Source organism: Streptomyces sp. NPDC048483, assembly GCF_040651455.1.
Taxonomy (GTDB): domain Bacteria; phylum Actinomycetota; class Actinomycetes; order Streptomycetales; family Streptomycetaceae; genus Streptomyces.
Genome location: NZ_JBEZJZ010000013.1, coordinates 105,269 through 129,318 on the forward strand (window position 1 = coordinate 105,269; position 24,050 = coordinate 129,318).

General features: G+C 65.6%; 32 protein-coding genes and 1 pseudogene. All 33 read right to left on the minus strand.

Features of this window, described 5'->3' with window-relative positions; translation table 11 throughout:
• Nucleotides 1-86 precede the first annotated feature (86 nt).
• On the minus strand, nucleotides 87-200 hold the full coding sequence (rpmJ, locus tag AB0D04_RS10020; protein WP_003956441.1) for a 50S ribosomal protein L36: 114 nt from the start codon (nucleotides 198-200) through the stop codon (nucleotides 87-89).
• 60 nt (nucleotides 201-260) lie between these two features.
• Complete coding sequence (infA, locus tag AB0D04_RS10025) at nucleotides 261-482, minus strand: translation initiation factor IF-1 (RefSeq protein WP_014047798.1); 222 nt, start codon at nucleotides 480-482, stop codon at nucleotides 261-263.
• Nucleotides 483-846: 364 nt separating this feature from the next.
• Nucleotides 847-1,683 carry a type I methionyl aminopeptidase gene (map, locus tag AB0D04_RS10030; protein ID WP_362701412.1) on the minus strand — a complete coding sequence of 279 codons (837 nt, stop codon included), beginning with the start codon at nucleotides 1,681-1,683 and terminating at the stop codon, nucleotides 847-849.
• Between the two features lie 170 nt (nucleotides 1,684-1,853).
• The gene (locus AB0D04_RS10035; RefSeq protein ID WP_362701414.1) at nucleotides 1,854-2,510 is read right to left on the minus strand and encodes an adenylate kinase; all 657 of its coding nucleotides are present in this window, start codon (nucleotides 2,508-2,510) and stop codon (nucleotides 1,854-1,856) included.
• The gene (gene secY, locus AB0D04_RS10040; RefSeq protein WP_362701416.1) at nucleotides 2,510-3,823 is read right to left on the minus strand and encodes a preprotein translocase subunit SecY; all 1,314 of its coding nucleotides are present in this window, start codon (nucleotides 3,821-3,823) and stop codon (nucleotides 2,510-2,512) included. The genes AB0D04_RS10035 and secY overlap by 1 nt, the downstream gene beginning before the upstream one ends.
• Nucleotides 3,824-4,049: 226 nt before the next feature.
• The gene (gene rplO, locus AB0D04_RS10045; RefSeq protein ID WP_362701418.1) at nucleotides 4,050-4,505 is read right to left on the minus strand and encodes a 50S ribosomal protein L15; all 456 of its coding nucleotides are present in this window, start codon (nucleotides 4,503-4,505) and stop codon (nucleotides 4,050-4,052) included.
• Nucleotide 4,506: 1 nt separating this feature from the next.
• The gene (gene rpmD, locus AB0D04_RS10050) at nucleotides 4,507-4,689 is read right to left on the minus strand and encodes a 50S ribosomal protein L30 (RefSeq protein WP_362701420.1); all 183 of its coding nucleotides are present in this window, start codon (nucleotides 4,687-4,689) and stop codon (nucleotides 4,507-4,509) included.
• Nucleotides 4,689-5,291 carry a 30S ribosomal protein S5 gene (rpsE, locus tag AB0D04_RS10055; RefSeq protein WP_006604888.1) on the minus strand — a complete coding sequence of 201 codons (603 nt, stop codon included), beginning with the start codon at nucleotides 5,289-5,291 and terminating at the stop codon, nucleotides 4,689-4,691. Before rpsE ends, rpmD begins: the two co-directional genes overlap by 1 nt.
• Before the next feature lie 46 nt (nucleotides 5,292-5,337).
• The gene (rplR, locus tag AB0D04_RS10060; protein ID WP_046927450.1) at nucleotides 5,338-5,721 is read right to left on the minus strand and encodes a 50S ribosomal protein L18; all 384 of its coding nucleotides are present in this window, start codon (nucleotides 5,719-5,721) and stop codon (nucleotides 5,338-5,340) included.
• A gap of 3 nt (nucleotides 5,722-5,724) precedes the next feature.
• Nucleotides 5,725-6,264 (minus strand): 50S ribosomal protein L6, encoded by a 540-nt coding sequence (gene rplF, locus AB0D04_RS10065; protein WP_362701423.1) that lies wholly within the window; start codon nucleotides 6,262-6,264, stop codon nucleotides 5,725-5,727.
• Nucleotides 6,265-6,286: 22 nt separating this feature from the next.
• Nucleotides 6,287-6,685 carry a 30S ribosomal protein S8 gene (gene rpsH, locus AB0D04_RS10070; RefSeq protein ID WP_030062890.1) on the minus strand — a complete coding sequence of 133 codons (399 nt, stop codon included), beginning with the start codon at nucleotides 6,683-6,685 and terminating at the stop codon, nucleotides 6,287-6,289.
• A 239-nt stretch (nucleotides 6,686-6,924) separates the two neighbouring features.
• Nucleotides 6,925-7,110, minus strand: coding sequence for a type Z 30S ribosomal protein S14 (locus AB0D04_RS10075; protein ID WP_003956452.1), 186 nt, complete (start codon nucleotides 7,108-7,110; stop codon nucleotides 6,925-6,927).
• 5 nt (nucleotides 7,111-7,115) lie between these two features.
• Entirely contained in the window at nucleotides 7,116-7,676 is a 561-nt protein-coding gene (gene rplE / locus AB0D04_RS10080) for a 50S ribosomal protein L5 (RefSeq protein WP_046927447.1), read from the minus strand.
• Entirely contained in the window at nucleotides 7,676-7,999 is a 324-nt protein-coding gene (gene rplX, locus AB0D04_RS10085; protein ID WP_362701425.1) for a 50S ribosomal protein L24, read from the minus strand. Before rplX ends, rplE begins: the two co-directional genes overlap by 1 nt.
• 3 nt (nucleotides 8,000-8,002) lie before the next feature.
• Nucleotides 8,003-8,371 carry a 50S ribosomal protein L14 gene (gene rplN, locus AB0D04_RS10090; RefSeq protein WP_003998823.1) on the minus strand — a complete coding sequence of 123 codons (369 nt, stop codon included), beginning with the start codon at nucleotides 8,369-8,371 and terminating at the stop codon, nucleotides 8,003-8,005.
• Nucleotides 8,372-8,470: 99 nt separating this feature from the next.
• The gene (gene rpsQ / locus AB0D04_RS10095; protein WP_006604882.1) at nucleotides 8,471-8,752 is read right to left on the minus strand and encodes a 30S ribosomal protein S17; all 282 of its coding nucleotides are present in this window, start codon (nucleotides 8,750-8,752) and stop codon (nucleotides 8,471-8,473) included.
• Entirely contained in the window at nucleotides 8,752-8,976 is a 225-nt protein-coding gene (gene rpmC, locus AB0D04_RS10100; protein WP_030062893.1) for a 50S ribosomal protein L29, read from the minus strand. The genes rpsQ and rpmC overlap by 1 nt, the downstream gene beginning before the upstream one ends.
• Nucleotides 8,976-9,395 carry a 50S ribosomal protein L16 gene (gene rplP, locus AB0D04_RS10105; RefSeq protein ID WP_004571829.1) on the minus strand — a complete coding sequence of 140 codons (420 nt, stop codon included), beginning with the start codon at nucleotides 9,393-9,395 and terminating at the stop codon, nucleotides 8,976-8,978. The genes rpmC and rplP overlap by 1 nt, the downstream gene beginning before the upstream one ends.
• A gap of 5 nt (nucleotides 9,396-9,400) precedes the next feature.
• On the minus strand, nucleotides 9,401-10,222 hold the full coding sequence (gene rpsC / locus AB0D04_RS10110) for a 30S ribosomal protein S3 (protein ID WP_362701429.1): 822 nt from the start codon (nucleotides 10,220-10,222) through the stop codon (nucleotides 9,401-9,403).
• Entirely contained in the window at nucleotides 10,222-10,569 is a 348-nt protein-coding gene (gene rplV / locus AB0D04_RS10115; protein ID WP_006604878.1) for a 50S ribosomal protein L22, read from the minus strand. The genes rpsC and rplV overlap by 1 nt, the downstream gene beginning before the upstream one ends.
• Nucleotides 10,570-10,612: 43 nt before the next feature.
• Nucleotides 10,613-10,894, minus strand: coding sequence for a 30S ribosomal protein S19 (gene rpsS / locus AB0D04_RS10120; protein ID WP_018090899.1), 282 nt, complete (start codon nucleotides 10,892-10,894; stop codon nucleotides 10,613-10,615).
• Nucleotides 10,895-10,906: 12 nt separating this feature from the next.
• Entirely contained in the window at nucleotides 10,907-11,743 is an 837-nt protein-coding gene (gene rplB / locus AB0D04_RS10125; protein ID WP_362701430.1) for a 50S ribosomal protein L2, read from the minus strand.
• Between the two features lie 40 nt (nucleotides 11,744-11,783).
• The gene (gene rplW / locus AB0D04_RS10130; protein ID WP_362701432.1) at nucleotides 11,784-12,107 is read right to left on the minus strand and encodes a 50S ribosomal protein L23; all 324 of its coding nucleotides are present in this window, start codon (nucleotides 12,105-12,107) and stop codon (nucleotides 11,784-11,786) included.
• Nucleotides 12,107-12,757 (minus strand): 50S ribosomal protein L4, encoded by a 651-nt coding sequence (gene rplD, locus AB0D04_RS10135; protein WP_362701434.1) that lies wholly within the window; start codon nucleotides 12,755-12,757, stop codon nucleotides 12,107-12,109. Before rplD ends, rplW begins: the two co-directional genes overlap by 1 nt.
• A 7-nt stretch (nucleotides 12,758-12,764) precedes the next feature.
• Complete coding sequence (rplC, locus tag AB0D04_RS10140; RefSeq protein WP_362701437.1) at nucleotides 12,765-13,409, minus strand: 50S ribosomal protein L3; 645 nt, start codon at nucleotides 13,407-13,409, stop codon at nucleotides 12,765-12,767.
• Between the two features lie 14 nt (nucleotides 13,410-13,423).
• Nucleotides 13,424-13,732 carry a 30S ribosomal protein S10 gene (gene rpsJ / locus AB0D04_RS10145; protein WP_004571821.1) on the minus strand — a complete coding sequence of 103 codons (309 nt, stop codon included), beginning with the start codon at nucleotides 13,730-13,732 and terminating at the stop codon, nucleotides 13,424-13,426.
• Nucleotides 13,733-14,154: 422 nt separating this feature from the next.
• The gene (gene tuf / locus AB0D04_RS10150; RefSeq protein ID WP_362701439.1) at nucleotides 14,155-15,348 is read right to left on the minus strand and encodes an elongation factor Tu; all 1,194 of its coding nucleotides are present in this window, start codon (nucleotides 15,346-15,348) and stop codon (nucleotides 14,155-14,157) included.
• A gap of 155 nt (nucleotides 15,349-15,503) precedes the next feature.
• Nucleotides 15,504-17,627 carry an elongation factor G gene (gene fusA, locus AB0D04_RS10155; protein WP_362701441.1) on the minus strand — a complete coding sequence of 708 codons (2,124 nt, stop codon included), beginning with the start codon at nucleotides 17,625-17,627 and terminating at the stop codon, nucleotides 15,504-15,506.
• A 39-nt stretch (nucleotides 17,628-17,666) separates the two neighbouring features.
• The gene (gene rpsG / locus AB0D04_RS10160) at nucleotides 17,667-18,137 is read right to left on the minus strand and encodes a 30S ribosomal protein S7 (protein WP_030986135.1); all 471 of its coding nucleotides are present in this window, start codon (nucleotides 18,135-18,137) and stop codon (nucleotides 17,667-17,669) included.
• A 2-nt stretch (nucleotides 18,138-18,139) separates the two neighbouring features.
• Nucleotides 18,140-18,511 carry a 30S ribosomal protein S12 gene (rpsL, locus tag AB0D04_RS10165; RefSeq protein ID WP_030062899.1) on the minus strand — a complete coding sequence of 124 codons (372 nt, stop codon included), beginning with the start codon at nucleotides 18,509-18,511 and terminating at the stop codon, nucleotides 18,140-18,142.
• 383 nt (nucleotides 18,512-18,894) lie between these two features.
• On the minus strand, nucleotides 18,895-19,377 hold the full coding sequence (locus AB0D04_RS10170; protein ID WP_362701456.1) for a DUF1707 and DUF4190 domain-containing protein: 483 nt from the start codon (nucleotides 19,375-19,377) through the stop codon (nucleotides 18,895-18,897).
• A gap of 226 nt (nucleotides 19,378-19,603) precedes the next feature.
• Nucleotides 19,604-23,503, minus strand: coding sequence for a DNA-directed RNA polymerase subunit beta' (locus AB0D04_RS10175; RefSeq protein WP_362701445.1), 3,900 nt, complete (start codon nucleotides 23,501-23,503; stop codon nucleotides 19,604-19,606).
• Nucleotides 23,504-23,602: 99 nt separating this feature from the next.
• Nucleotides 23,603-24,050 (minus strand): annotated as a pseudogene (locus tag AB0D04_RS10180) (DNA-directed RNA polymerase subunit beta); the annotation flags it as partial.

Consider the following 24,050-nt stretch of genomic DNA (forward strand, 5'->3'; position numbering starts at 1 on the left):
GCGAGTGCGGGGGGTCGGGTGACTGCGTATGTACGTTGTGTGCTTGCGTCGCGCGAAAACTGCGAAATGCAGGTGGTCGGCGTGCGTCAGCCCTGGCGCTGCTTGTGGCGCAGGTTGTCGCAGATGACCATGACCCGGCCGTGGCGGCGGATCACCTTGCACTTGTCGCAGATCTTCTTGACGCTCGGCTTGACCTTCATGGGATGTGAGGTTCTCCGGGTCAGTGCCGTCACCCCACGGGAGCGGGGCGCCGACAAGATCTACTTGTAGCGGTAGACGATCCGGCCACGCGTCAGGTCGTACGGAGAAAGCTCCACCACGACCCGGTCATCCGGGAGAATGCGGATGTAGTGCATCCGCATCTTGCCGCTGATGTGCGCGAGGACCTTGTGACCGTTCTGGAGCTCTACGCGGAACATAGCGTTCGGCAGAGACTCGATCACGGTGCCCTCGATCTCGATGGCACCTTGCTTCTTGGCCACGCTTCGCCTTTCGAATCGGCTACCTTGATCGACTCCGTACGGTGTGTTACGTAGAGTACGCAGGCACACGAATGCACCAGAGCCGACGCGTCAGTCTACGTCACGCCCCCAGAAAGGTGAAATTGAGACCCCGGGCCCCTTGGCCCCATGCCCCGCACCGTGCGACGCGGCCTCACCGGCACCTCGTCACCGAACGCACAGCGGCCCGGATGATGGTCAGTCATCCGAGCCGGCACCGGCATCAGCCGGCGGTGCAGCAACCGAAGCGGCTGCCATATCAATACGGCGGAATCGCAGGTGAATTCCCCTCCGTTTTTCCTTACAACGGAGGAATGCCGAAAACGGCACGACCGTCCGGGCTCCGCTATGCCAGCGGATCCGGCGCGGCCTCGATGCCGTACTCGGCGAGCTTCGCCTTGCCGCCGTCGACCGCGGTCAGCACCAGCGGGCCCTGCTCGGTCAGCGCGACCGAGTGCTCCCAGTGCGAGGACCAGCTGCCGTCGTTGGTCTTGACCGTCCAGTCATCGTCCAGGACGTGCGTCTTGGCGGTGCCGAGATTGACCATCGGCTCGATCGCGATGCAGAAGCCGGGCACCAGCTTGGGGCCGCGGCCGCGCTTGCGGTCGACGTAGTTCAGCAGATGCGGGTCCATGTGCATCTGCGAGCCGATGCCGTGGCCGCCGTAGTCCTCCACGATGCCGTACTTGCCGCTCGACGGGCGCGGCTGCCGGCGGATGTAGCCCTCGATCGCCTTGGAGATGTCGACCAGACGGTTGCCCTTGGCGACGGCCGCGATGCCGGCCCACATGGACTCCTCGGTGACCCGGCTGAGCTCGACCAGCTCCGCGGAGTGACCGGACCCGACGAAGGCGGTGTACGCCGCGTCGCCGTGCCAGCCGTCGATGATCGCGCCGCAGTCGATCGAGATGATGTCCCCGTCCGCCAGGACCGTCTCGGTGTCGGGGATGCCGTGCACCACCACGTCGTTCACCGAGGTGCAGATCGTCGCGGGGAACCCGCCGTACCCGAGGAAGTTCGACTTTGCACCGTGCTCGGCCAGCACCTTGCGCGCCGCGTCGTCCAGGTCTTTGGTCGTGGCCCCCGGCACCGCAACCTTCCGGGTCGCGGCATGGATGGCGGCGACCACCAGCCCCGCCTCGCGCATCTTCGCGATCTGCTCGGGGGTCTTGATCTCCACCATTGCGGCTGATGCCTTTCCGGTCCGACTGCAACGCTTGTCCGGCGGCCCTCGCGACCGCCCCATACACAATACGGCCGCTGCGGCCCACCCGGGCACCGCGGCCGTCCGCCGACGCCGCAACGCAAAGACCGCGGTGCCCCACCCGGGACACCGCGGCCGTACAGAACCGTTTACCTGCTCAGGGCCTGCAGCGCGGCCATCGCGCGCTCCGTGACCTCCGCGACCTTGCCGAGCGCCGGGATCGTGACGACCAGATCCTGGGCCTTGTAGTAGTCGATGATCGGCTCGGTCTGTGTGTGGTAGACGTCCAGCCGGTTGCGGACGGTCTCCTCGCTGTCGTCGTCGCGCTGGTACAGCTCGCCGCCGCAGGCGTCACAGACGCCCTCGGTCTTCGGCTTGTTGTACTCCGCGTGGAAGACGTGGCTGCTGTCCTTGCGGCAGATCCGCCGGCCGGCGATCCGCTTGACGACCTCGTCCTCCGGGACCTCCAGGTCCAGGACGGCGTCCAGCTGAAGGTCGTTGTCCTTGAGGTAGTCGTCCAGCGCCTCGGCCTGGCCCACGTTCCGCGGGAAGCCGTCGAGCAGGAAGCCGTTCGCCGCGTCCTCGTGCCCCATCCGGTCCTCGGCCATACGGATGGTCACCGAGTCCGGTACGAGGTTCCCCGCGTCCATGTAGGACTTCGCCTCGAGACCGAGCGGCGTGCCCTGACTGATGTTCGCGCGGAACAGGTCCCCCGTGGAAATGTGCGGGATCGCGAGGTTCTTGGCGAGGTACGCGGCCTGCGTACCCTTACCGGCCCCCGGAGGTCCGACGAGGACGATTCGCATCAGCGGAGGAACCCTTCGTAATTGCGCTGCTGAAGCTGACTCTCGATCTGCTTCACGGTCTCCAGACCCACACCCACGATGATCAGGATGCTCGTCCCGCCGAACGGGAAGTTCTGTTGCGTGTTGAACAGCACCAACGCCACGGTTGGTACGAGTGCGATCAGCCCCAGATACAGCGAGCCCGGCCACGTGATCCGGTTGAGCACGTAGCTGAGGTACTCGGCCGTCGGGCGACCAGCCCGGATACCCGGGATGAAGCCACCATACTTCTTCATGTTGTCGGCAACTTCTTCGGGGTTGAAGCTGATGGCCACGTAGAAGAAGGCGAAGAACACGATGAGCAAGAAGTACGTAACGATGTAAACCGGGTGATTCTGCTTGGTGAAGTTGGTGGCGATCCAGGTCGCCCATGCCGCCTTCGACCCGCTGAACTGTGCAATCAGGGCCGGAATGTAGAGCAGCGACGACGCGAAGATGACGGGAATCACACCCGCCTGATTCACCTTGAGCGGGATGTAGGTGGACGTACCGCCATAGGACCGGCGGCCGATCATCCGCTTCGCGTACTGCACCGGAATGCGCCGCTGCGCCTGCTCGACGAAGACCACCAGCGCGACCATCGCCAGGCCCACCACGATCACCGAGAAGAACTCGATCCAGCCGTCGGCGAGCTTGCCGGTGAGCTTGATCTGCCACAGGGCGCCCGGGAAGCCGGCCGCGATCGAGATGAACATCAGGATCGACATGCCGTTGCCGATACCGCGGTCGGTGACCAGCTCGCCGAGCCACATGATCAGGCCCGTGCCGGCGGTCATCGTGACGACCATCGTGATGGTCGTGAAGATGGAGTCGCTCGGCACGATCTCGCTGGCGACCGGGCAGTTCTGGAAGATCGCACCAGTGCGGGCGGTGGCCACCAGGCCGGTGCCCTGCATGATGGCGAGCGCCACGGTCAGATAGCGGGTGTACTGAGTGATCTTCGCCTGGCCGGTCTGGCCCTCTTTCTTGAGGGCCTCCAGCCGGGGGATGACCACGGTCAGCAGCTGGAGAATGATGCTCGCCGTGATGTACGGCATGATTCCCAGCGCGAAGATCGTGATCTGCAGTAGCGCACCACCGCTGAACATGTTCACCAGGGCGAACAACCCGCTGTTGCCGCCGGCAACCTCCATGCAGGTTTGGACGTTCTTGTAGTTCACCCCGGGGACCGGGACGTGTGCGCCGATCCGGTAGAGCACGATGATGCCCAATGTGAACAGCAGCTTCTTGCGCAGGTCGGGCGTCTTGAACGCTCGGGCGAACGCGGTGAGCACGGTGCCTCCTGCGCCTCCCGCCTCGTAAGCGAGAGGTGACGGTCTTGAGGATCGACGGTTACTTGGCGGCCAAAGCCGCACAGGCAGAGCCCGCGCGGCGGGGGTCCGGGGCAAAGCCCCGGAAAACAACAGTGCCTGCCACCTTACCGGCGACCTTACCCCCGTGGAACGACCAACCGGGGATGCCCCAAACAGTGGGCATCCCCGGTCAGTTGAACCAACGAACTCAGATGAGCTCGGTGACGCTGCCGCCGGCAGCGGCAATCTTCTCCTTGGCGGAGCCGGAAACGGCGTCAACCGAAACCTGCAGCGCCACGGAGACCTCGCCCTGGCCCAGGACCTTGACGAGCTCGTTCTTGCGCACCGCGCCCTTGGCGACCAGATCGGCCACCGTGACCTCGCCACCCTGCGGGTAGAGCTCGGCCAGCTTGTCCAGGTTCACGACCTGGAACTGCTTGTGCGCGGGGTTCTTGAAGCCCTTCAGCTTCGGGAGGCGCATGTGGAGGGGCATCTGCCCACCCTCGAAGCGCTCCGGAACCTGGTAACGGGCCTTCGTGCCCTTGGTACCACGACCAGCGGTCTTACCCTTGGACGCCTCACCACGACCGACACGGGTCTTGGCGGTCTTGGCGCCCGGGGCGGGCCGGAGGTTGTGGACCTTCAGCGGGTTGTTCTCCGCCATGTCAGTCGACCTCCTCAACCGTCACGAGGTGGCGGACGGTGTGCACCATGCCGCGGAACTCGGGGCGGTCCTCCTTGACAACCGAGTCGTTCAGGCGCTTGAGCCCGAGCGAACGCAGGGTGTCACGGTGGTTCTGCTTGCTACCGATGAACGACTTCGTCTGCGTGATCTTGAGGTGCGCCATTACGCGGTCACCCCAGCACGCGCCCGCAGCAGAGCGGCGGGAGCAACGTCCTCCAGCGGCAGGCCACGACGGGCCGCGATCTCCTCGGGGCGCTGAAGGCCCTGAAGCGCGGTCACCGTGGCGTGCACGATGTTGATCGGGTTCGACGAGCCGAGCGACTTGCTCAGGACGTCGTGGATGCCCGCGCACTCCAGGACGGCGCGCACGGGACCACCGGCGATCACACCGGTACCGGGGGAAGCCGGCTTGAGCAGGACAACGCCCGCAGCCTTCTCGCCCTGGATGGGGTGCGGGATGGTGCCCTGGATACGGGGGACCTTGAAGAAGTTCTTCTTGGCCTCTTCCACGCCCTTGGCGATGGCAGCCGGAACTTCCTTGGCCTTGCCGTAACCGACACCTACGGTGCCGTCACCGTCGCCCACCACGACCAGCGCGGTGAAGCTGAAACGGCGACCACCCTTGACAACCTTGGCGACGCGGTTGATCGCGACAACGCGCTCAACGTACGCGGTCTTCTCGGCGGCAGCGCCACCGTCGCGACCCTTCCGGTCCCGCCGCTCGCCGCCACCGGCACCGCTTCCGCGGCGCTGGGGTCCAGCCATTGGATTTACCTCTCTCTGTTACGTCCGCTAGCTCCGGAACCGGGGCTTAGAACTTCAGCCCGGCTTCGCGGGCGGCGTCGGCCAGAGCGGCAATCCGCCCGGCGTACTGCTTGCCACCACGGTCGAACACGACGGCCTCGACACCGGCGGCCTTGGCACGCTCGGCAACCAGGGCGCCAACCTTCTTGGCCTGAGCGCTCTTGTCGCCCTCGCCGCCTCGGATGGACGCGTCAAGCGTCGACGCCGAGGCCAGCGTGTGGCCCGCGATGTCGTCGATGACCTGCGCGGTGATGCCACGGTTGGACCGCGTCACCACCAGACGCGGACGCGCCGGCGTACCCGAAATCCGCTTACGGATGCGGATGTGGCGACGCTTAGCGGCAGCGCGCTTGTAGGCGTTACCCTTAGCGATCTTCACACCGTATGCCATGGCTTACTTACCAGCCTTTCCGACCTTGCGGCGGATGACCTCGCCGGCGTACTTGACGCCCTTGGCCTTGTACGGGTCAGGCTTGCGCAGCTTGCGGATGTTCGCCGCAACCTCGCCGACCTTCTGCTTGTCGATGCCCTCGACGCTGAGCTTGGTCGGGGACTCGACCTTGAAGGAGATGCCCTCAGGAGCCTCGACGACGATGGGGTGGCTGTAGCCAAGCGCGAACTCCAGGTTGGAGCCCTTCGCCTGGACGCGGTAGCCGACACCGCTGATCTCGAGCGCCTTGCTGTAGCCCTGGGTCACGCCGGTGATCATGTTCGCCACCAGCGTGCGGGACAGGCCGTGCAGGGCCTTGTTCTGACGCTCGTCGTTCGGGCGGGTGACGGCGACGACGCCGTCCTCACCCTTGGCGACCTCGATGGGCGCGGCAACGGTGTGCGAAAGGGAGCCCTTGGGACCCTTCACGTTGACCGTGCGGCCCTCGATGGTGACGTCCACACCAGCGGGAACCTGGATGGGCAGCTTGCCAATACGCGACATTAGCTATTCCTCCGTTCCCTGGTTACCAGACGTAGGCGAGGACTTCCCCACCCACGCCCTTCTTGCTGGCCTGCTGGCCGGTCAGGAGACCGTGGGACGTGGAGATGATCGCCACGCCCAGGCCGCCGAGGACCTTCGGCAGGTTGGTGGACTTTGCGTAGACCCGCAGGCCCGGCTTCGAGATCCGCTTGATGCCGGCGATCGAGCGCTCGCGGTTCGGGCCGAACTTCAGCTCGAGGGTGAGGTTCTTGCCGACCTCGGCGTCCTCGACGTTCCAGCCGGTGATGTAACCCTCCTGCTGGAGGATCTCCGCGATGTGCGACTTGATCTTGCTGTGCGGCATCACGACGGTGTCGTGGTACGCCGAGTTCGCGTTACGCAGACGGGTCAGCATGTCTGCGATGGGATCAGTCATGGTCATGAATTGGCCTTCGGCCTCTCTCGCCGGGGTTTCCTATGTGCGCCATCCCTCTCCCCGATCAGAGTCGGGACGGGTGCGGCGCGGGGACCTACGGCGTAGTAAGCGACGTTATGCGGGCTTCGCCCGCGGTCGGTCTCGGGCGGCGGGGCGCCCAAACCCTTCTACCCTAACGGGAAAAAGGGACGGGCGCCCGCCGACCGGGTGCTTACCGAGAGCCTCCGGGAATCCCAACTAGGGGATTACCAGGAGCTCTTGGTCACGCCCGGCAGCTCGCCACGGTGAGCCATCTCACGAAGGCACACGCGGCACAGGCCGAACTTGCGGTACACGGAGTGCGGACGGCCGCAGCGCTGGCAGCGGGTGTACGCGCGCACACCGAACTTCGGCTTGCGAGCAGCCTTGGCAATCAGAGCCTTCTTCGCCATCTCGCTCACGCCTCCTTGAACGGGAAGCCGAGGTGACGAAGGAGAGCGCGGCCCTCATCGTCGTTGGTCGCCGTGGTGACCACGGTGATGTCCATACCCCGGGTACGGTCGATCTTGTCCTGGTCGATCTCGTGGAACATGACCTGCTCCGTGAGACCGAAGGTGTAGTTGCCCCGACCGTCGAACTGCTTCGGGGACAGACCACGGAAGTCGCGGATGCGCGGCAGCGCCAGCGACAGCAGGCGGTCCAGGAACTCCCACATGCGGTCACCGCGAAGGGTGACGTGGGCACCGATCGGCTGGCCCTCGCGCAGCTTGAACTGCGCGATGGACTTACGGGCCTTGGTGACGGCCGGCTTCTGACCGGTGATCGTGGTGAGGTCCTTGATGGCACCCTCGATCAGCTTGGAGTCGCGGGCGGCGTCGCCCACACCCATGTTGACCACAATCTTGGTCAGACCGGGGATCTGCATGACGTTCTCGTACGAGAACTCGTCCTTCAGCTTCCCGGCGATCTCTTCGCGGTAGCGCAGCTTCAGACGCGGCGCGTTGGTGGTGGCAGTCATCAGATGTCCTCACCGGTCCGCTTGGCAACGCGGATCTTGTTGCCTTCGTCGTCGAAGCGGTATCCGACGCGGGTGACAACCTTCGCGCCGTCCTTCTCCACGACCAGCTGAACGTTGCTGATGTGGACAGGGGCCTCGGTCGTCACGATGCCGCCGGTCTTCGAACCACGGGCCGTCTGACCGGCCTTGGTGTGCTTCTTGACCCGGTTGACACCCTCGACCAGGACACGGTCCTCGCGGGGGAAGGCCTGAATGACCTTGCCCTGCTTGCCCTTGTCCTTACCGGTGATGACCTGGACCAGGTCGCCCTTCTTGATCTTCATCGGTTACAGCACCTCCGGCGCGAGCGAGATGATCTTCATGAACTTCTTCTCGCGCAGCTCACGGCCCACGGGGCCGAAGATACGGGTGCCGCGGGGGTCGCCATCGTTCTTGAGGATGACGGCCGCGTTCTCGTCGAAGCGGATGTACGAGCCGTCCGGACGGCGGCGCTCCTTGACGGTGCGAACGATGACGGCCTTGACGACGTCACCCTTCTTCACGTTGCCACCGGGGATCGCGTCCTTCACGGTGGCGACAATGACGTCACCGATGCCCGCGTAGCGGCGACCCGAGCCACCGAGAACACGGATGCAAAGGATTTCCTTCGCACCAGTGTTGTCGGCGACCCGCAGTCGCGACTCCTGCTGGATCACGTCTATCTCCTGAATGTCTGCCGGTTCCCGGCAGGGGTTTCACGTGAAACCCCTGCCGAGCCTGGCGGAACTGTTCCTAGGGGGTCCCCCTAGGAGGGATTACTTGGCCTTCTCGAGGATCTCGACGATGCGCCAGCGCTTGGTGGCGGACAGCGGCCGGGTCTCCATCAGGAGGACGCGGTCGCCGACGCCGGCAGCGTTCTGCTCGTCGTGCGCCTTGAGCTTGTTGGTACGGCGGATGACCTTGCCGTACAGCGCGTGCTTGACACGGTCCTCGACAGCGACGACGACGGTCTTGTCCATCTTGTCGCTGACGACGAGACCCTCACGGGTCTTGCGGAAACCGCGCTCGTTCGTCTCAGTCACATTCTTCTCGCTCATCAGGCGCTCTCCACCGTCTCGATGCCCAGCTCGCGCTCACGCATCAGGGTGTAGATCCGGGCGATGTCCTTGCGGACGGCCTTCAGCCGGCCGTGGTTCTCGAGCTGTCCGGTCGCCGCCTGGAAGCGGAGGTTGAACAGCTCTTCCTTGGCCTCACGGAGCTTGGCGACGAGGTCCTCGTCGTTCAGCTCGCGCAGCTCGGACGCCTTGGTAACGGCCGACATCACGATTCACCTGCCTCGCGCCGAACGATGCGGCACTTCATCGGAAGCTTGTGGGCGGCGCGGGTCAGCGCCTCCTTAGCAACCTTCTCGTTCGGGAAGGACAGCTCGAACATCACCCGACCGGGCTTGACGTTCGCGACCCACCACTCCGGAGAACCCTTACCGGAACCCATGCGGGTCTCGGCAGGCTTCTTCGTGAGCGGGCGGTCCGGGTAGATGTTGATCCAGACCTTGCCGCCACGCTTGATGTGACGGGTCATGGCAATACGAGCGGACTCGATCTGCCGGTTCGTCACGTAGGCCGGAGTGACGGCCTGGATTCCGTACTCACCGAAGGCCAGCTCGGTGCCACCCTTGGCCATACCGTTGCGCTTCGGGTGGTGCTGCTTGCGGTGCTTGACCCTGCGAGGGATCAGCATGTCGGTCAGGCCTCCGTTCCAGGGGTCTCCGCCGGAGCAGTGGCAGCGGCCTCGGCCTTGGGGGCCTCGGCAGCGCCGCTCTGCTGCGGCTTGCGGCCGCGGCCGCCACGCTCGCCACCGCGGCGCGGACGGTCGTTACCGCCACCGCGGGCCGGGCGGTTACCCGCACGGGCGGCAGCGTTCTCGGCGCGCACCTCGGCGATGTTCTTGACGTCGCCCTTGTAGATCCAGACCTTCACGCCGATACGGCCGAAGGTGGTCTTGGCCTCGAAGAAGCCGTAGTCGACGTTCGCACGGAGCGTGTGCAGGGGCACACGGCCCTCGCGGTAGAACTCCGAGCGGGACATCTCGGCGCCGCCGAGACGGCCACCGCACTGGATCTTGATGCCCTTGGCGCCGGCCTTCATCGTCGACTGCATGCTCTTACGCATGGCGCGACGGAAGGAGACGCGGGAGGACAGCTGCTCGGCGACGGCCTGGGCCACCAGCTGAGCGTCGGTCTCGGGGTTCTTGACCTCGAGGATGTTCAGCTGGACCTGCTTGCCGGTCAGCTTCTCCAGCTCGCCGCGGATGCGGTCCGCCTCGGCGCCGCGGCGGCCGATGACGATGCCCGGACGAGCGGTGTGGATGTCAACGCGGACGCGCTCACGGGTGCGCTCGATCTCCACCTTGGAGATACCAGCGCGCTCCATGCCCTTCGTCATCATGCGACGAATGGCGACGTCTTCCTTGACGTAGTCCTTGTACAGCTTGTCGGCGTACCAGCGCGACTTGAAGTCGGTGGTGATGCCGAGCCGGAACCCGTGCGGGTTTACCTTCTGGCCCATTACCGGGTTCCTTCCTTGCTGCTGACGACCACGGTGATGTGGCTGGTCCGCTTGCGGATCCGGTAGGCACGGCCCTGGGCGCGCGGCCGGAACCGCTTCAGGGTCGGGCCCTCGTCGACGTACGCCTCGGAAATAACGAGGCTGCCGGCGTCGGTGTGGTCGTAGTTGTGTGCAGCGTTGGCAATGGCGCTGTCCAGCACCTTGCCAACCGGCACGCTCGCGGCCTGCGGGGCAAAACGCAGGACCGCCTGAGCCTCCGTGGCATCCATGCCACGGATAAGGTCCACCACGCGGCGGGCCTTCATGGGCGTGACGCGGATGTACCGCGCCTGGGCCCTGGCTTCCATGGTTGTCCCTTCGGTGTCAGTCATAGTCTTCGCACTCCGCCGATCAACGACGCCGCGACTTGCGGTCGTCCTTCTCGTGGCCGCGGAAGGTGCGGGTCGGCGCAAACTCGCCGAGCTTGTGGCCGACCATCGACTCGGTGACGAACACCGGGACGTGCTTGCGGCCGTCGTGCACCGCGATCGTGTGGCCGAGCATGGCCGGGACGATCATGGAGCGGCGGGACCAGGTCTTGATGACGTTCTTGGTGCCTGCATCGTTCTGTACGTCCACCTTCTTGGAAAGGTGGTCGTCGACGAAGGGCCCCTTCTTGAGACTGCGCGGCATCTAAACCCGCTCCTAGCGCTTCTTGTTCGTCTTGCGGCGGCGGACGATGTACTTGTTGCTCGCCTTCTTCGGCGAACGAGTACGACCCTCCTTCTGACCCCACGGCGAGACCGGGTGGCGACCACCGGAGGTCTTGCCCTCACCACCACCGTGCGGGTGGTCGACGGGGTTCATCACGACACCACGCACGGTCGGGCGGACGCCCTTCCAGCGCATACGGCCGGCCTTGCCCCAGTTGATGTTCGACTGCTCGGCGTTGCCGACCTCGCCAATGGTGGCGCGGCAGCGGACGTCGACCAGACGGATCTCACCGGACGGCATACGAAGGTGGGCCATGGAGCCCTCCTTCGCCAGCAGCTGCACGGAGGCACCCGCGGAACGGGCGAACTTCGCGCCGCCGCCGGGCCGCAGCTCGATGGCGTGAATGGTCGTACCGACCGGGATGTTGCGCAGCGCCAGGTTGTTGCCCGGCTTGATGTCGGCGCCAGGGCCGTTCTCAATCCGAGCACCCTGAACCAGGCCACGGGGCGCAATGATGTAGCGCTTCTCGCCGTCTGCGTAGTGCAGCAGCGCGATGCGCGCGGTGCGGTTGGGGTCGTACTCGATGTGCGCGACCTTGGCAGGCACGCCGTCCTTGTCGTGACGACGGAAGTCGATCACTCGGTAGGCGCGCTTGTGGCCACCGCCCTGGTGGCGAACGGTCACACGACCGGCGTTGTTACGGCCGCCCTTGCTGTGCAGCGGGCGGACCAGCGACTTCTCCGGCGTGGACCGCGTGATCTCGACAAAGTCGGCGACGCTGGAGCCACGACGGCCCGGGGTCGTCGGCTTGTACTTGCGGATACCCATTTCTCAGTCCTCGTCCGATTTCGGACGATCCGGACCGCCCTTAGGCGGTCGGACCGCCGAAGATGTCGATACGGTCGCCCTCGGCGAGGGTCACGATGGCGCGCTTGGTGTTCGCGCGCTTTCCGAAACCGGTCTTGGTGCGCTTGCGCTTACCCTGACGGTTGATCGTGTTGACCCCGGTGACCTTGACCGAGAAGACCGCCTCGACGGCCTGCTTGATCTGGGTCTTGTTGGCGCCAGGCGCGACGATGAACGTGTACTTGTTCTCGTCCAGCAGCGCGTAGCTCTTCTCCGAGACAACCGGCTTGACGAGAACGTCGCGCGGGTCCGAGAAGGTCTTGCTGGTGACGACGGCCTCAGTCATCAGGCGTCGCTCCCTTCGGTCTCAGCGGCCTTGGGGCCAGACACGAAGGACTCGAAGGCGGCCTTGGTGAAGACCACGTCGTCGGAGACGAGCACGTCGTACGTGTTCAGCTGGCCCGGCTCCAGGATGTGAACCTGGGGCAGGTTGCGGGCGGACAGCCACGCGGCCTCGTCGCTGCGCTCGACGACCAGGAGCACGTTCTTGCGCTCGCTGACCTTGCCGAGGAGAGTCTTGGCGGCCTTGGTGGAGATGTCGCCCTCGACCACGCCGGCAACGACGTGGATGCGGCTGTTGCGGGCCCGGTCGGTGAGGGCACCGCGCAGGGCGGCAACCTTCATCTTCTTGGGCGTCCGCTGCGAGTAGTCACGCGGCACGGGGCCGTGGACGACGCCACCGCCGGCGAACTGCGGCGCACGGGTCGAACCCTGGCGCGCGCGGCCGGTGCCCTTCTGGCGGTACGGCTTCCTGCCACCGCCGCGGACCTCGCCGCGAGTCTTGGTCTTGTGCGTGCCCTGACGGGCCGCGGCCAGCTGCGCGACAACGACCTGGTGGATCAGCGGAATGCTGACCTTGGCGTCGAAGATCTCCGTGGGGAGCTCGACGGTCCCGGCCTTGTCGCCTGCCGGCGAAAGGATGTCAATGGTGCTCATCGGTTCCTCAAACCCCCTTGGCCGCGGTACGGACCAGGACGAGGCCACCGTTGGGGCCGGGGACGGCGCCCTTGATGAGCAGCAGACCCTTCTCGGCGTCAACGGCGTGGACGGTCAGGTTCTGGGTGGTGACCCGCTCGTTGCCCATGCGGCCCGCCATGCGCATGCCCTTGAAGACACGGCCGGGGGTGGCACAGCCACCGATGGAACCAGGCTTACGGTGCACACGGTGGGCACCGTGGGACGCCTTGCCGCCGTGGAAGCCGTGACGCTTCATGACGCCGGCGAAGCCCTTGCCCTTGCTCTTGCCGGTCACGTCCACCTTGACGCCGGACTCGAAGGTCTCGGCCGTCAGCTCCTGGCCGAGGGTGTACTCGCTGGCGTCAGCGGTACGGACCTCGACGAGGTGGCGGCGGGGGGTGACGTCGGCCTTCGCGAAGTGGCCCTTGAGGGGCTTGTTCACCTTGCGCGGGTCGATCTCGCCGAAGGCGATCTGGACGGAGTCGTAACCGTCCTGGTCATTGGTGCGCACCTGGGTAACGACACAGGGGCCGGCCTTGACCACAGTGACCGGGACGACACGGTTGTTCTCGTCCCAGACCTGGGTCATGCCGAGCTTCTCGCCCAGGATGCCCTTGATCTGCTTAGCCATCTGTTCCGCGCCTCTCAGAGCTTGATCTCGATGTCAACGCCGGCCGGAAGGTCCAGGCGCATCAGCGAGTCAACGGTCTTGGGCGTCGGGTCGAGGATGTCGATCAAGCGCTTGTGCGTGCGCATCTCGAAGTGCTCGCGCGAGTCCTTGTACTTGTGCGGCGACTTGATGACGCAGTACACGTTCTTCTCAGTGGGCAGCGGCACCGGGCCCGCGACCGACGCACCAGTACGGGTCACCGTCTCGACGATCTTCTTCGCCGACGTGTCGATGACCTCGTGGTCGTAGGCCTTGAGCCGGATGCGGATCTTCTGTCCCGCCATGGCTACTTCGTAGTCCTGTCTCTCGTAACGCTCTGGGACCCGGCAGGTTCGCGTTCTTCTCCGACCCACGCGGTCGGGCGTGTCGCGCCCCTTCCCGTAAATCTCCGCACGGGAGATCCTTCAAGAAGGAGAAAGTGGGGGAAGAACACCCACCGGGCGCCTGGCCGAGGCACCCCGCTGACGCTTCCCGGAAGATTCCCGTATTTCCGGCCCTGAGAAGGGACGACGAATACCTGGGACTCGCTTCCAGTCCTCCCGGCGGGAGGCGCGCAGCATTGGCACTCAACCGAGCAACCTGGACAGTGTGCCATACGCGGGATGTGTAAGGCCAATCGGGGCCGAACTGTCAAGGAGCCCCGCCCACCAGATGGCGGACGGGGCTCCTTGCTGAGCTACTACCGGGTCTCCCCGATCAACAGAACTTACTTGTTGATCTTGGTGACCTGGCCGGCGCCGACGGTCCGGCCACCCTCACGGATGGCGAACTTCAGGCCCTCTTCCATGGCCACGGGCTGGATCAGCGAGACGGTCATCTCGGTGTTGTCGCCCGGCATGACCATCTCGGTGCCCTCGGGGAGGGTCACCACACCGGTCACGTCAGTCGTACGGAAGTAGAACTGCGGACGGTAGTTGTTGAAGAACGGCGTGTGGCGGCCACCCTCGTCCTTGGACAGGATGTAGGCCTGCGCCTCGAACTCGGTGTGCGGGGTGACCGAGCCCGGCTTGATGATGACCTGGCCGCGCTCGACGTCCTCGCGCTTGATGCCACGGAGGAGCAGACCGACGTTCTCACCGGCCTGGCCCTCGTCGAGGAGCTTCCGGAACATCTCGATACCGGTGACCGTGGTGGTGGTCTTCTCGGTCTTGATGCCGATGATGTCGACGGTCTCGTTGACCTTGAGGACACCACGCTCGATACGACCGGTGACAACGGTGCCACGGCCGGTGATCGTGAAGACGTCCTCGATCGGCATCAGGAACGGCTTGTCGACGTCACGCTCGGGCTGCGGGATCGACTCGTCGACGGCGGCCATGAGCTTGAGGACGGAGTCGCCCCACTCCTTGTCGCCCTCGAGCGCCTTGAGCGCCGAGACCTTGACGACCGGAACGTCGTCGCCCGGGAACTCGTACTCGGAGAGGAGCTCACGGACCTCGAGCTCGACGAGCTCCAGGATCTCCTCGTCGTCCACCATGTCGGCCTTGTTCAGGGCGACAACGATGTACGGAACGCCGACCTGGCGGGCCAGGAGCACGTGCTCCTTGGTCTGCGGCATCGGGCCGTCGGTGGCGGCAACCACGAGGATGGCGCCGTCCATCTGCGCCGCACCCGTGATCATGTTCTTGATGTAGTCCGCGTGACCGGGGCAGTCGACGTGGGCGTAGTGACGCGACTCGGTCTGGTACTCGACGTGCGCGATGGAGATCGTGATACCGCGCTGGCGCTCCTCAGGAGCCTTGTCGATCTGGTCGAAGGCCGAGGCCTCGTTCAGGTCCGGGTACGCGTCGTGCAGCACCTTGGTAATGGCGGCCGTGAGGGTCGTCTTACCGTGGTCGATGTGACCGATGGTGCCGATGTTGACGTGCGGCTTAGTCCGCTCGAACTTCGCCTTCGCCACTGGTTCCTCCTGAAGTGGTTCTGTACGCCTTACTCATCGGCGCCAGGTGATCTTTGCTGGGATGCCGGCCGCCGGGGTATTCCTCACGGAATGCGGGGATTACCCCGGCAGACGGTGTCAAGCCTAAAGCGTGTTCCGACTCGCGGGAGACGGAGCTACTCGCCCTTGGCCTTCGCGATGATCTCCTCGGCGACGTTCCGGGGAACCTCGGCGTAGGAGTCGAACTGCATCGAGTAGCTTGCGCGACCCGACGTCTTGCTGCGGAGGTCTCCGACGTAGCCGAACATCTCCGAGAGCGGAACCAGGCCCGTGATGAGCTTGGCGCCGCTGCGGTCCTCCATGGACTGAATCTGACCACGGCGGGAGTTGATGTCGCCGATCACATCGCCCATGTAGTCCTCGGGCGTGGTGACCTCGACCTTCATCATCGGCTCGAGCAGGGCCGGGGAGGCCTTGCGGGCGGCCTCCTTGAAGGCCATCGAACCGGCGATCTTGAAGGCCATTTCCGACGAGTCGACCTCGTGGTAGGCACCGTCGAGAAGGGTGACCTTGACGCCCGTCAGCGGGTAGCCGGCGAGCACGCCGAACTCCATGGCCTCCTGGCAGCCCGCGTCCACGGACGGGATGTACTCCCGCGGGATACGGCCACCGGTGACCTTGTTCTCGAACTCGTACCCGTCGCCCTCGAGCGGCGCGATCGCGATCTGCACCTTCGCGAACTGGCCGGAACCACCAGTCTGCTTCTTGTGCGTGTAGTCGAGACGCTCGACGGCCTTGCGCAGGGTCTCGCGGTAGGCGACCTGCGGCTTGCCGACGTTGGCCTCGACCCGGAACTCACGGCGCATACGGTCGACCAGCACGTCGAGGTGCAGTTCGCCCATACCCGCGATGATGGTCTGGCCGGTCTCCTCGTCGGTGTGGACCTGGAAGGACGGGTCCTCCTCGGCGAGGCGCTGGATGGCGACACCCAGCTTCTCCTGGTCGCCCTTGGACTTGGGCTCAATGGCGACCTGGATGACCGGGGCCGGGAAGTCCATCGACTCCAGGATCACCGGCTTCGCGGAGTCGCAGAGGGTCTCACCGGTGGTGGTCTGCTTCAGACCCATGACGGCGACGATGTCACCGGCACCCACCGACTCGATCTCCTCACGCTTGTTCGCGTGCATCCGGTAGATCTTGCCGATGCGCTCCTTCTTGCCCTTCACCGAGTTCTGCACCTGCGAGCCGGCCTCAAGGCGGCCCGAGTACACGCGGATGAAGGTGAGCTTGCCCAGGTGGGGGTCGCTCGCGATCTTGAAGGCAAGAGCGGACAGCGGCTCGCTGTCGGACGGCTCGCGGACCAGGACCTCTTCCGCGTCCTTGACCGACTGGCCCTCGACGGCGCCGACGTCCAGCGGCGACGGGAGGTAGCGGGCAACGCCGTCGAGCAGGGGCTGGACGCCCTTGTTCTTGAAGGCGGTACCGCAGAACACCGGGGTCACGGTGACCGAACCCTCGGCGCCGGTGGAGGCAAGGGTGATACGACGGATGGCGGCGTGCAGCTGCTCCTCGGTGGGCTCCTCGCCCTCGAGGTACAGCTCCATCATGGCCTCGTCGTTCTCCGCGACGGCCTCGAGCAGCTTGCCGCGCCACTCGTCAGCAGCCTCGAGGTGCGTGGCCGGGATGTCGACGGTGTCGTACATCTCGCCCTTGGCCGCCTCGGCGGACCAGACAAGGGCCTTCATCTGAACGAGGTCGACGACGCCCTTGAAGTCCATCTCGGTGCCGATCGGCAGCTGCATGACCAGCGGCACCGCGCCCAGGCGGTCCCCGATCATGTCGACGCAGCGGTGGAACTCCGCGCCGGTCCGGTCGAGCTTGTTGACGAAGCAGATACGCGGAACGCCGTAGCGGTCCGCCTGCCGCCAGACGGTCTCGGACTGCGGCTCAACACCGGCAACGCCGTCGAACACCGTCACGGCACCGTCGAGGACGCGCAGGCAGCGCTCCACCTCGACGGTGAAGTCGACGTGGCCCGGAGTGTCGATGATGTTGATGGTGTGGTCGACGTTGTTCAGCGGCCAGTGGCAGGTCGTCGCGGCAGACGTGATCGTGATGCCGCGCTCCTGCTCCTGCTCCATCCAGTCCATCGTGGCAGCGCCGTCGTGGACTTCACCGATCTTGTAGGAAACACCGGTGTAGAACAGGATCCGCTCGGTGGTGGTCGTCTTGCCCGCGTCGATGTGGGCCATGATCCCGATGTTGCGGACCTTGGCCAGGTCAAGCGAAGTGGTGGCCATATCGGCTCAATCTTCTCTCGGTCTCGATGTGGGTTGCGACTACCAGCGGTAGTGCGCGAAGGCCTTGTTGGACTCGGCCATCTTGTGCGTGTCCTCACGCTTCTTGACCGAAGCGCCGAGGCCGTTGGAGGCGTCGAGCAGTTCGTTCATGAGGCGCTCGGTCATGGTCTTCTCACGGCGGGCGCGGGAGTAACCCACGAGCCAGCGGAGGGAGAGGGTCGCGGCGCGGCCGGGCTTGACCTCAATCGGGACCTGGTAGGTCGCGCCACCGACACGGCGGGACTTGACCTCAAGGGTCGGCTTGATGTTCTCGAGCGCGCGCTTGAGCGTGATGACCGGGTCGTTACCGGTCTTCTCGCGCAGACCCTCCATGGCGCCGTAAACGATGCGCTCGGCGGTGGAGCGCTTTCCGTTCAGCAGCACCTTGTTGATGAGGGAGGTCACCAGAGGAGAACCGTAGACCGGGTCGATGATGACCGGGCGCTTCGGGGCGGGGCCCTTACGAGGCATTCTTACTTCTCCTTCTTGGCGCCGTAGCGGCTGCGAGCCTGCTTGCGGTTCTTGACGCCCTGCGTGTCGAGGGAGCCGCGGATGATCTTGTAGCGAACACCCGGCAGGTCCTTCACACGGCCACCACGCACGAGCACGATCGAGTGCTCCTGCAGGTTGTGCCCCTCACCCGGGACGTAGGCAGTAACCTCGATCCCACTGCTCAGCTTGACTCGCGCAACCTTGCGGAGGGCCGAGTTCGGCTTCTTCGGGGTGGTCGTGAAGACGCGCGTGCACGTACCACGACGCTGAGGCGACCCCGCCAGTGCGGGTGTCTTGTTCTTCTCGACCTTGTCCTGGCGGCCCTTCCGGACCAGCTGCTGGATCGTAGGCACCGTTTCTCCGGTTTCTTGTCTCGGTACAACTAACCTGGAACGTCACCGACCCACGCGGTCGGGTGTGTCGAATGCTGTAGACCGATCCCTCGCAAGCGAGAGAGTGGCGACAGATTGCGGTGTCGAGACCCGGCTTCCGTGCTCCTTGCGCTCCCCGGCCGTAGCTGGGGAGGGGAGGTTGTACGCACGGCAGCCTAGGGACACCCCAGGCACAAGGTCAGAGCGTACCTACAGCATGGGCTACGGTCAAAACAAATGCACACGCGAAGGACACGCCGGACTCCTCACGGCGTTGCGGCCACCGTAGTGGCATCGATCGCAATGGGGAAGAAGGCCGAGCACCGTCCGCCGGCCCCCTCGGCCGGCGCTCCCACGTACGGCACTCAGTGGCCGGTGGCCGCCAGAAGAATGAACACCAGGAGAAACAGCGCCCAACCCCCGATGCCCAGCCATCCCAGCACAATGCCCGCGACGGCCTGACCGTCCCCGCGCTCGCCCGTACGGCGAATCTCCGCGCGCGCCTTGTGGCCGAGAATGACCGCCGGAATCGACGTCGCGCCCCATGTCATCGGCGTCAGGATCCCGCAGACGAGCGCGCCCGTCGCCGAGCTGTTGGTGTGCATCGGCATCGGCATCTGCATGGGCATCGGCGCGAACGTCGCCGGCACCGGCCGCGGCGCAAACTGCGCCTGCGGCACCGGTCCCTGCGGCAGATCCGAGACCAGCATCTGCAGCTCGGCATGGGTCTGCGCCTGATAGGCGCGGGAAATTCGCTGCTCGTACTCGGGCTGCTGAAGCCGCCCCTCGGCGAAACCGGCCTTCAGCACATCGACCGCACGCTCACGATCCGCGTGCGAGGCACGCATGACCGGCATCTGATTCGCCGGCTGGACGGGCTGCCCACCCTGCCACGGCTGGAATGCCACTTCGCGAACCTCCCCCCGCTCGACAGTTCTCCCCATCCTCTCATCACAGACGCTGAGATGGGAGGACAAGTTCCCCCGTGCGGCCCCCAATGCCGCAGGGCGGCCACCCCCAGTGGGGTGACCGCCCTGTTGCTGCCGCACGGGCCGGCTTGCCGGCCGTCCGGGCTTACTGGTTGTACGGACCGTAGTCGTAGTCCTCCAGCGGGACCGCCTGGCCGGAGCCGGTGCCGAAGGGCGAGTAGTCGATGTCGTCGTAACCGACGGCCGAGTACATCGCGGCCTTGGCCTCCTCGGTGGGCTCGACCCGGATGTTGCGGTAGCGGGACAGGCCCGTACCGGCCGGGATGAGCTTACCGATGATGACGTTCTCCTTGAGGCCGATCAGGGAGTCCGACTTGGCGTTGATCGCCGCGTCGGTCAGGACCCTGGTCGTCTCCTGGAAGGACGCCGCCGACAGCCAGGACTCGGTGGCCAGCGAAGCCTTGGTGATACCCATCAGCTGCGGACGGCCGGAGGCCGGGTGGCCACCCTCCGCCACGACCCGACGGTTCTCGCCCTCGAACTTCGTGCGCTCCACCAGCTCGCCCGGCAGCAGCTCCGCGTCGCCGGACTCGATGATCGTCACACGGCGCAGCATCTGCCGGATGATGATCTCGATGTGCTTGTCGTGGATCGCCACGCCCTGGCTGTTGTAGACCTTCTGGACCTCGCCGACCAGGTGGACCTGGACGGCGCGCTGGCCGAGGATCCGCAGCACGTCGTGCGGGTTGACGGCACCCACGGTCATCGGCTGGCCGACCGTGACGTGGTCGCCCTCGGCCACCAGGAGACGGGCACGCTTGGAGACGCCGTACGCCATCTCGTCGCTGCCGTCGTCCGGGGTGACGACAACCTTCTTGGTCTTCTCGGTCTCCTCGATACGGACGCGGCCGGCCGCCTCCGAGATCGGGGCGACACCCTTGGGCGTACGGGCCTCGAAGAGCTCGACGACACGCGGCAGACCCAGGGTGATGTCGTCACCGGCCACACCACCGGTGTGGAAGGTACGCATCGTCAGCTGGGTGCCGGGCTCACCGATGGACTGGGCGGCGATGATGCCGACCGCCTCACCGATGTCGACCAGCTTGCCGGTGGCCAGCGAACGGCCGTAGCAGAAGGCACAGGTGCCGACCGCCGACTCACAGGTCAGGACCGAACGGGTCTTGACTGCCTCGACGCCGTTGGCGACCAGCGCGTCGATGAGCACGTCACCGAGGTCGACGTTCGCGGGGGCGACGACCTTGCCGTCCACCACGACGTCCTCGGCGAGCATCCGTGCGTACACGCTGGACTCGACGTCATCCGCCTTGCGCAGGACACCCGCGGCGTCCTTCGAGGCGATCCGCAGCTTGAGGCCACGCTCCGTGCCGCAGTCCTCCTCGCGAATGATGACGTCCTGGGAGACGTCGACCAGACGACGGGTGAGGTAACCGGAGTCGGCGGTACGAAGGGCGGTGTCCGCCAGACCCTTACGGGCACCGTGCGTGGAGATGAAGTACTCCAGCACGGACAGACCCTCGCGGAACGACGCCTTAATCGGACGCGGGATGGTCTCGTTCTTCGCGTTCGACACCAGACCACGCATACCCGCGATCTGCCGCATCTGCATCATGTTTCCTCGGGCACCCGAGTCAACCATCATGAAGATGGGGTTCGTCTTGGGGAAGTTCTCATTCATCGCCTCGGAGACCTCATTGGTCGCCTTGGTCCAGATGTTGATGAGCTCCTGCGTGCGCTCGTCCTTGGTGATCAGACCGCGCTCGTACTGCTTCTGGACCTTCTCGTCCTGGGCCTCGTAGCCCGCGACGATGGCCTTCTTGGCCTCCGGGACGACGATGTCCGAGACGGCGACGGTGACGCCGGAACGGGTCGCCCAGTGGAAACCGGACGCCTTCAGGTTGTCGAGCGTCGCCGCCACGATGACCTTCGGGTAGCGCTCGGCCAGGTCGTTGACGATCGCGGAGAGCTGCTTCTTGCCCACCGAGTAGTCGACGAACGGGTAGTCCTCGGGCAGCAGCTCGTTGAAGAGCGCGCGGCCCAGGGTCGTGCGCAGCCGGAAGCTGTCACCCTGCTGCCACTCGGGCTCGCCCTCCTCCGGAACCGGCGGGGTCCAGCCGCGGGGCGGGACGGTGCCGATCGGGAAGCGGATGTCGACCTTCGCCTGGAGCGAGAGCTCCTTGGCGTCGAACGCCATGATCGCCTCGGCGGTCGAGCCGAACGCCCGGCCCTCGCCGATGACCTTGCGCTCCTCTTCATCCGTGGTGAGGAAGAAGAGGCCGAGCACCATGTCCTGGGTCGGCATGGTGACCGGACGGCCGTCGGCCGGCTTGAGGATGTTGTTCGAGGACAGCATCAGGATGCGGGCCTCGGCCTGGGCCTCCGCGGACAGCGGGAGGTGGACGGCCATCTGGTCACCGTCGAAGTCCGCGTTGAACGCGGTGCAGACGAGCGGGTGAATCTGAATGGCCTTGCCCTCGACCAGCTGCGGCTCGAAGGCCTGGATGCCCAGACGGTGCAGGGTGGGCGCACGGTTCAGCAGCACCGGGTGCTCGGCGATGACCTCTTCGAGGACGTCGTACACGACGGTGCGGCCACGCTCGACCATGCGCTTCGCGCTCTTGATGTTCTGCGCGTGGTTGAGGTCCACCAGGCGCTTCATCACGAACGGCTTGAAGAGCTCCAGCGCCATGGCCTTGGGCAGACCACACTGGTGCAGCTTGAGCTGCGGGCCGACGACGATGACGGAACGCGCCGAGTAGTCGACTCGCTTACCGAGCAGGTTCTGACGGAAGCGGCCCTGCTTGCCCTTGAGCATGTCGCTCAGGGACTTCAGCGGGCGGTTACCGGGACCGGTCACCGGGCGACCGCGGCGGCCGTTGTCGAACAGCGCGTCGACGGCCTCCTGCAGCATCCGCTTCTCGTTGTTCACGATGATCTCGGGGGCACCGAGGTCAAGGAGACGCTTGAGGCGGTTGTTGCGGTTGATCACACGGCGGTACAGGTCGTTCAGGTCGGAGGTCGCGAAGCGGCCACCGTCCAGCTGCACCATCGGACGCAGGTCCGGCGGGATCACCGGGATGCAGTCCAGCACCATGCCCTTGGGGCTGTTGCGGGTCTGCAGGAAGGCGGAGACGACCTTGAGGCGCTTGAGCGCACGGGTCTTCTTCTGGCCCTTGCCGGTACGGATGATCTCGCGGAGGCGCTCGGCCTCCTCCTCGAGGTCGAAGGTCTCCAGGCGCTTCTGCAGGGCAGCCGCACCCATGGAGCCGTCGAAGTACGTGCCGAAGCGGTCACGCAGCTCGCGGTAGAGGAGCTCGTCGCCCTCCAGGTCCTGGACCTTGAGGTTCTTGAAGCGGTTCCAGACCTCGTCGAGACGGTCGATCTCACGCTGCGCACGGTCACGCAGCTGCTTCATCTCGCGCTCGGCACCCTCGCGCACCTTGCGGCGCACATCGGCCTTGGCGCCCTCGGCCTCGAGCTCGGCCAGATCGGTCTCGAGCTTCTTGGCGCGGGCCTCCAGGTCGGAGTCGCGGCGCTGCTCGATCTGCTGACGCTCGACGGAGACATGGGCCTCCAGCGAGGGCAGGTCGCGCGTACGGCGCTCCTCGTCCACCCACGTGATCATGTAGGCGGCGAAGTAGATGACCTTCTCGAGGTCCTTGGGCGCGAGGTCCAGCAGGTAGCCCAGCCGGCTCGGCACGCCCTTGAAGTACCAGATGTGGGTAACAGGAGCGGCCAGCTCGATGTGGCCCATCCGCTCACGCCGCACCTTGGCGCGAGTGACCTCGACGCCGCAGCGCTCGCAGATGATGCCCTTGAAGCGGACGCGCTTGTACTTACCGCAGTAGCACTCCCAGTCCCGGGTCGGACCGAAGATCTTCTCGCAGAAGAGTCCGTCCTTTTCGGGCTTGAGGGTGCGGTAGTTGATGGTCTCGGGCTTCTTGACCTCGCCGTGGCTCCACTGACGGATGTCGTCAGCGGTCGCCAGACCGATCCGGAGCTCATCGAAGAAGTTGACGTCGAGCACTATGCGTCAATCCCTCTCAGGGTTGTAAGTCTTGGGGTCTGAAACGGGGGTCTTGGGGCCGGCCGGGGAACCATCACTGGCTCCCCGGCCGAACTCCCGTCAGACCTCTTCGACGCTGCTCGGCTCGCGCCTGGACAGGTCGATGCCGAGCTCCTCCGCGGCGCGGAAGACGTCCTCGTCGGTGTCGCGCATCTCGATGGACATGCCGTCCGAGGACAGCACCTCCACGTTGAGGCACAGGGACTGCATCTCCTTGATGAGCACCTTGAAGGACTCGGGGATGCCGGGCTCGGGGATGTTCTCGCCCTTGACGATGGCCTCGTAGACCTTCACGCGGCCGGTCACGTCGTCGGACTTGATCGTCAGCAGCTCCTGGAGGGCGTAGGCGGCGCCGTAAGCCTCCAGCGCCCACACCTCCATCTCACCGAACCGCTGGCCACCGAACTGGGCCTTACCACCCAGCGGCTGCTGGGTGATCATCGAGTACGGGCCGGTCGACCGTGCGTGCAGCTTGTCGTCGACCAGGTGGTGCAGCTTGAGGATGTAC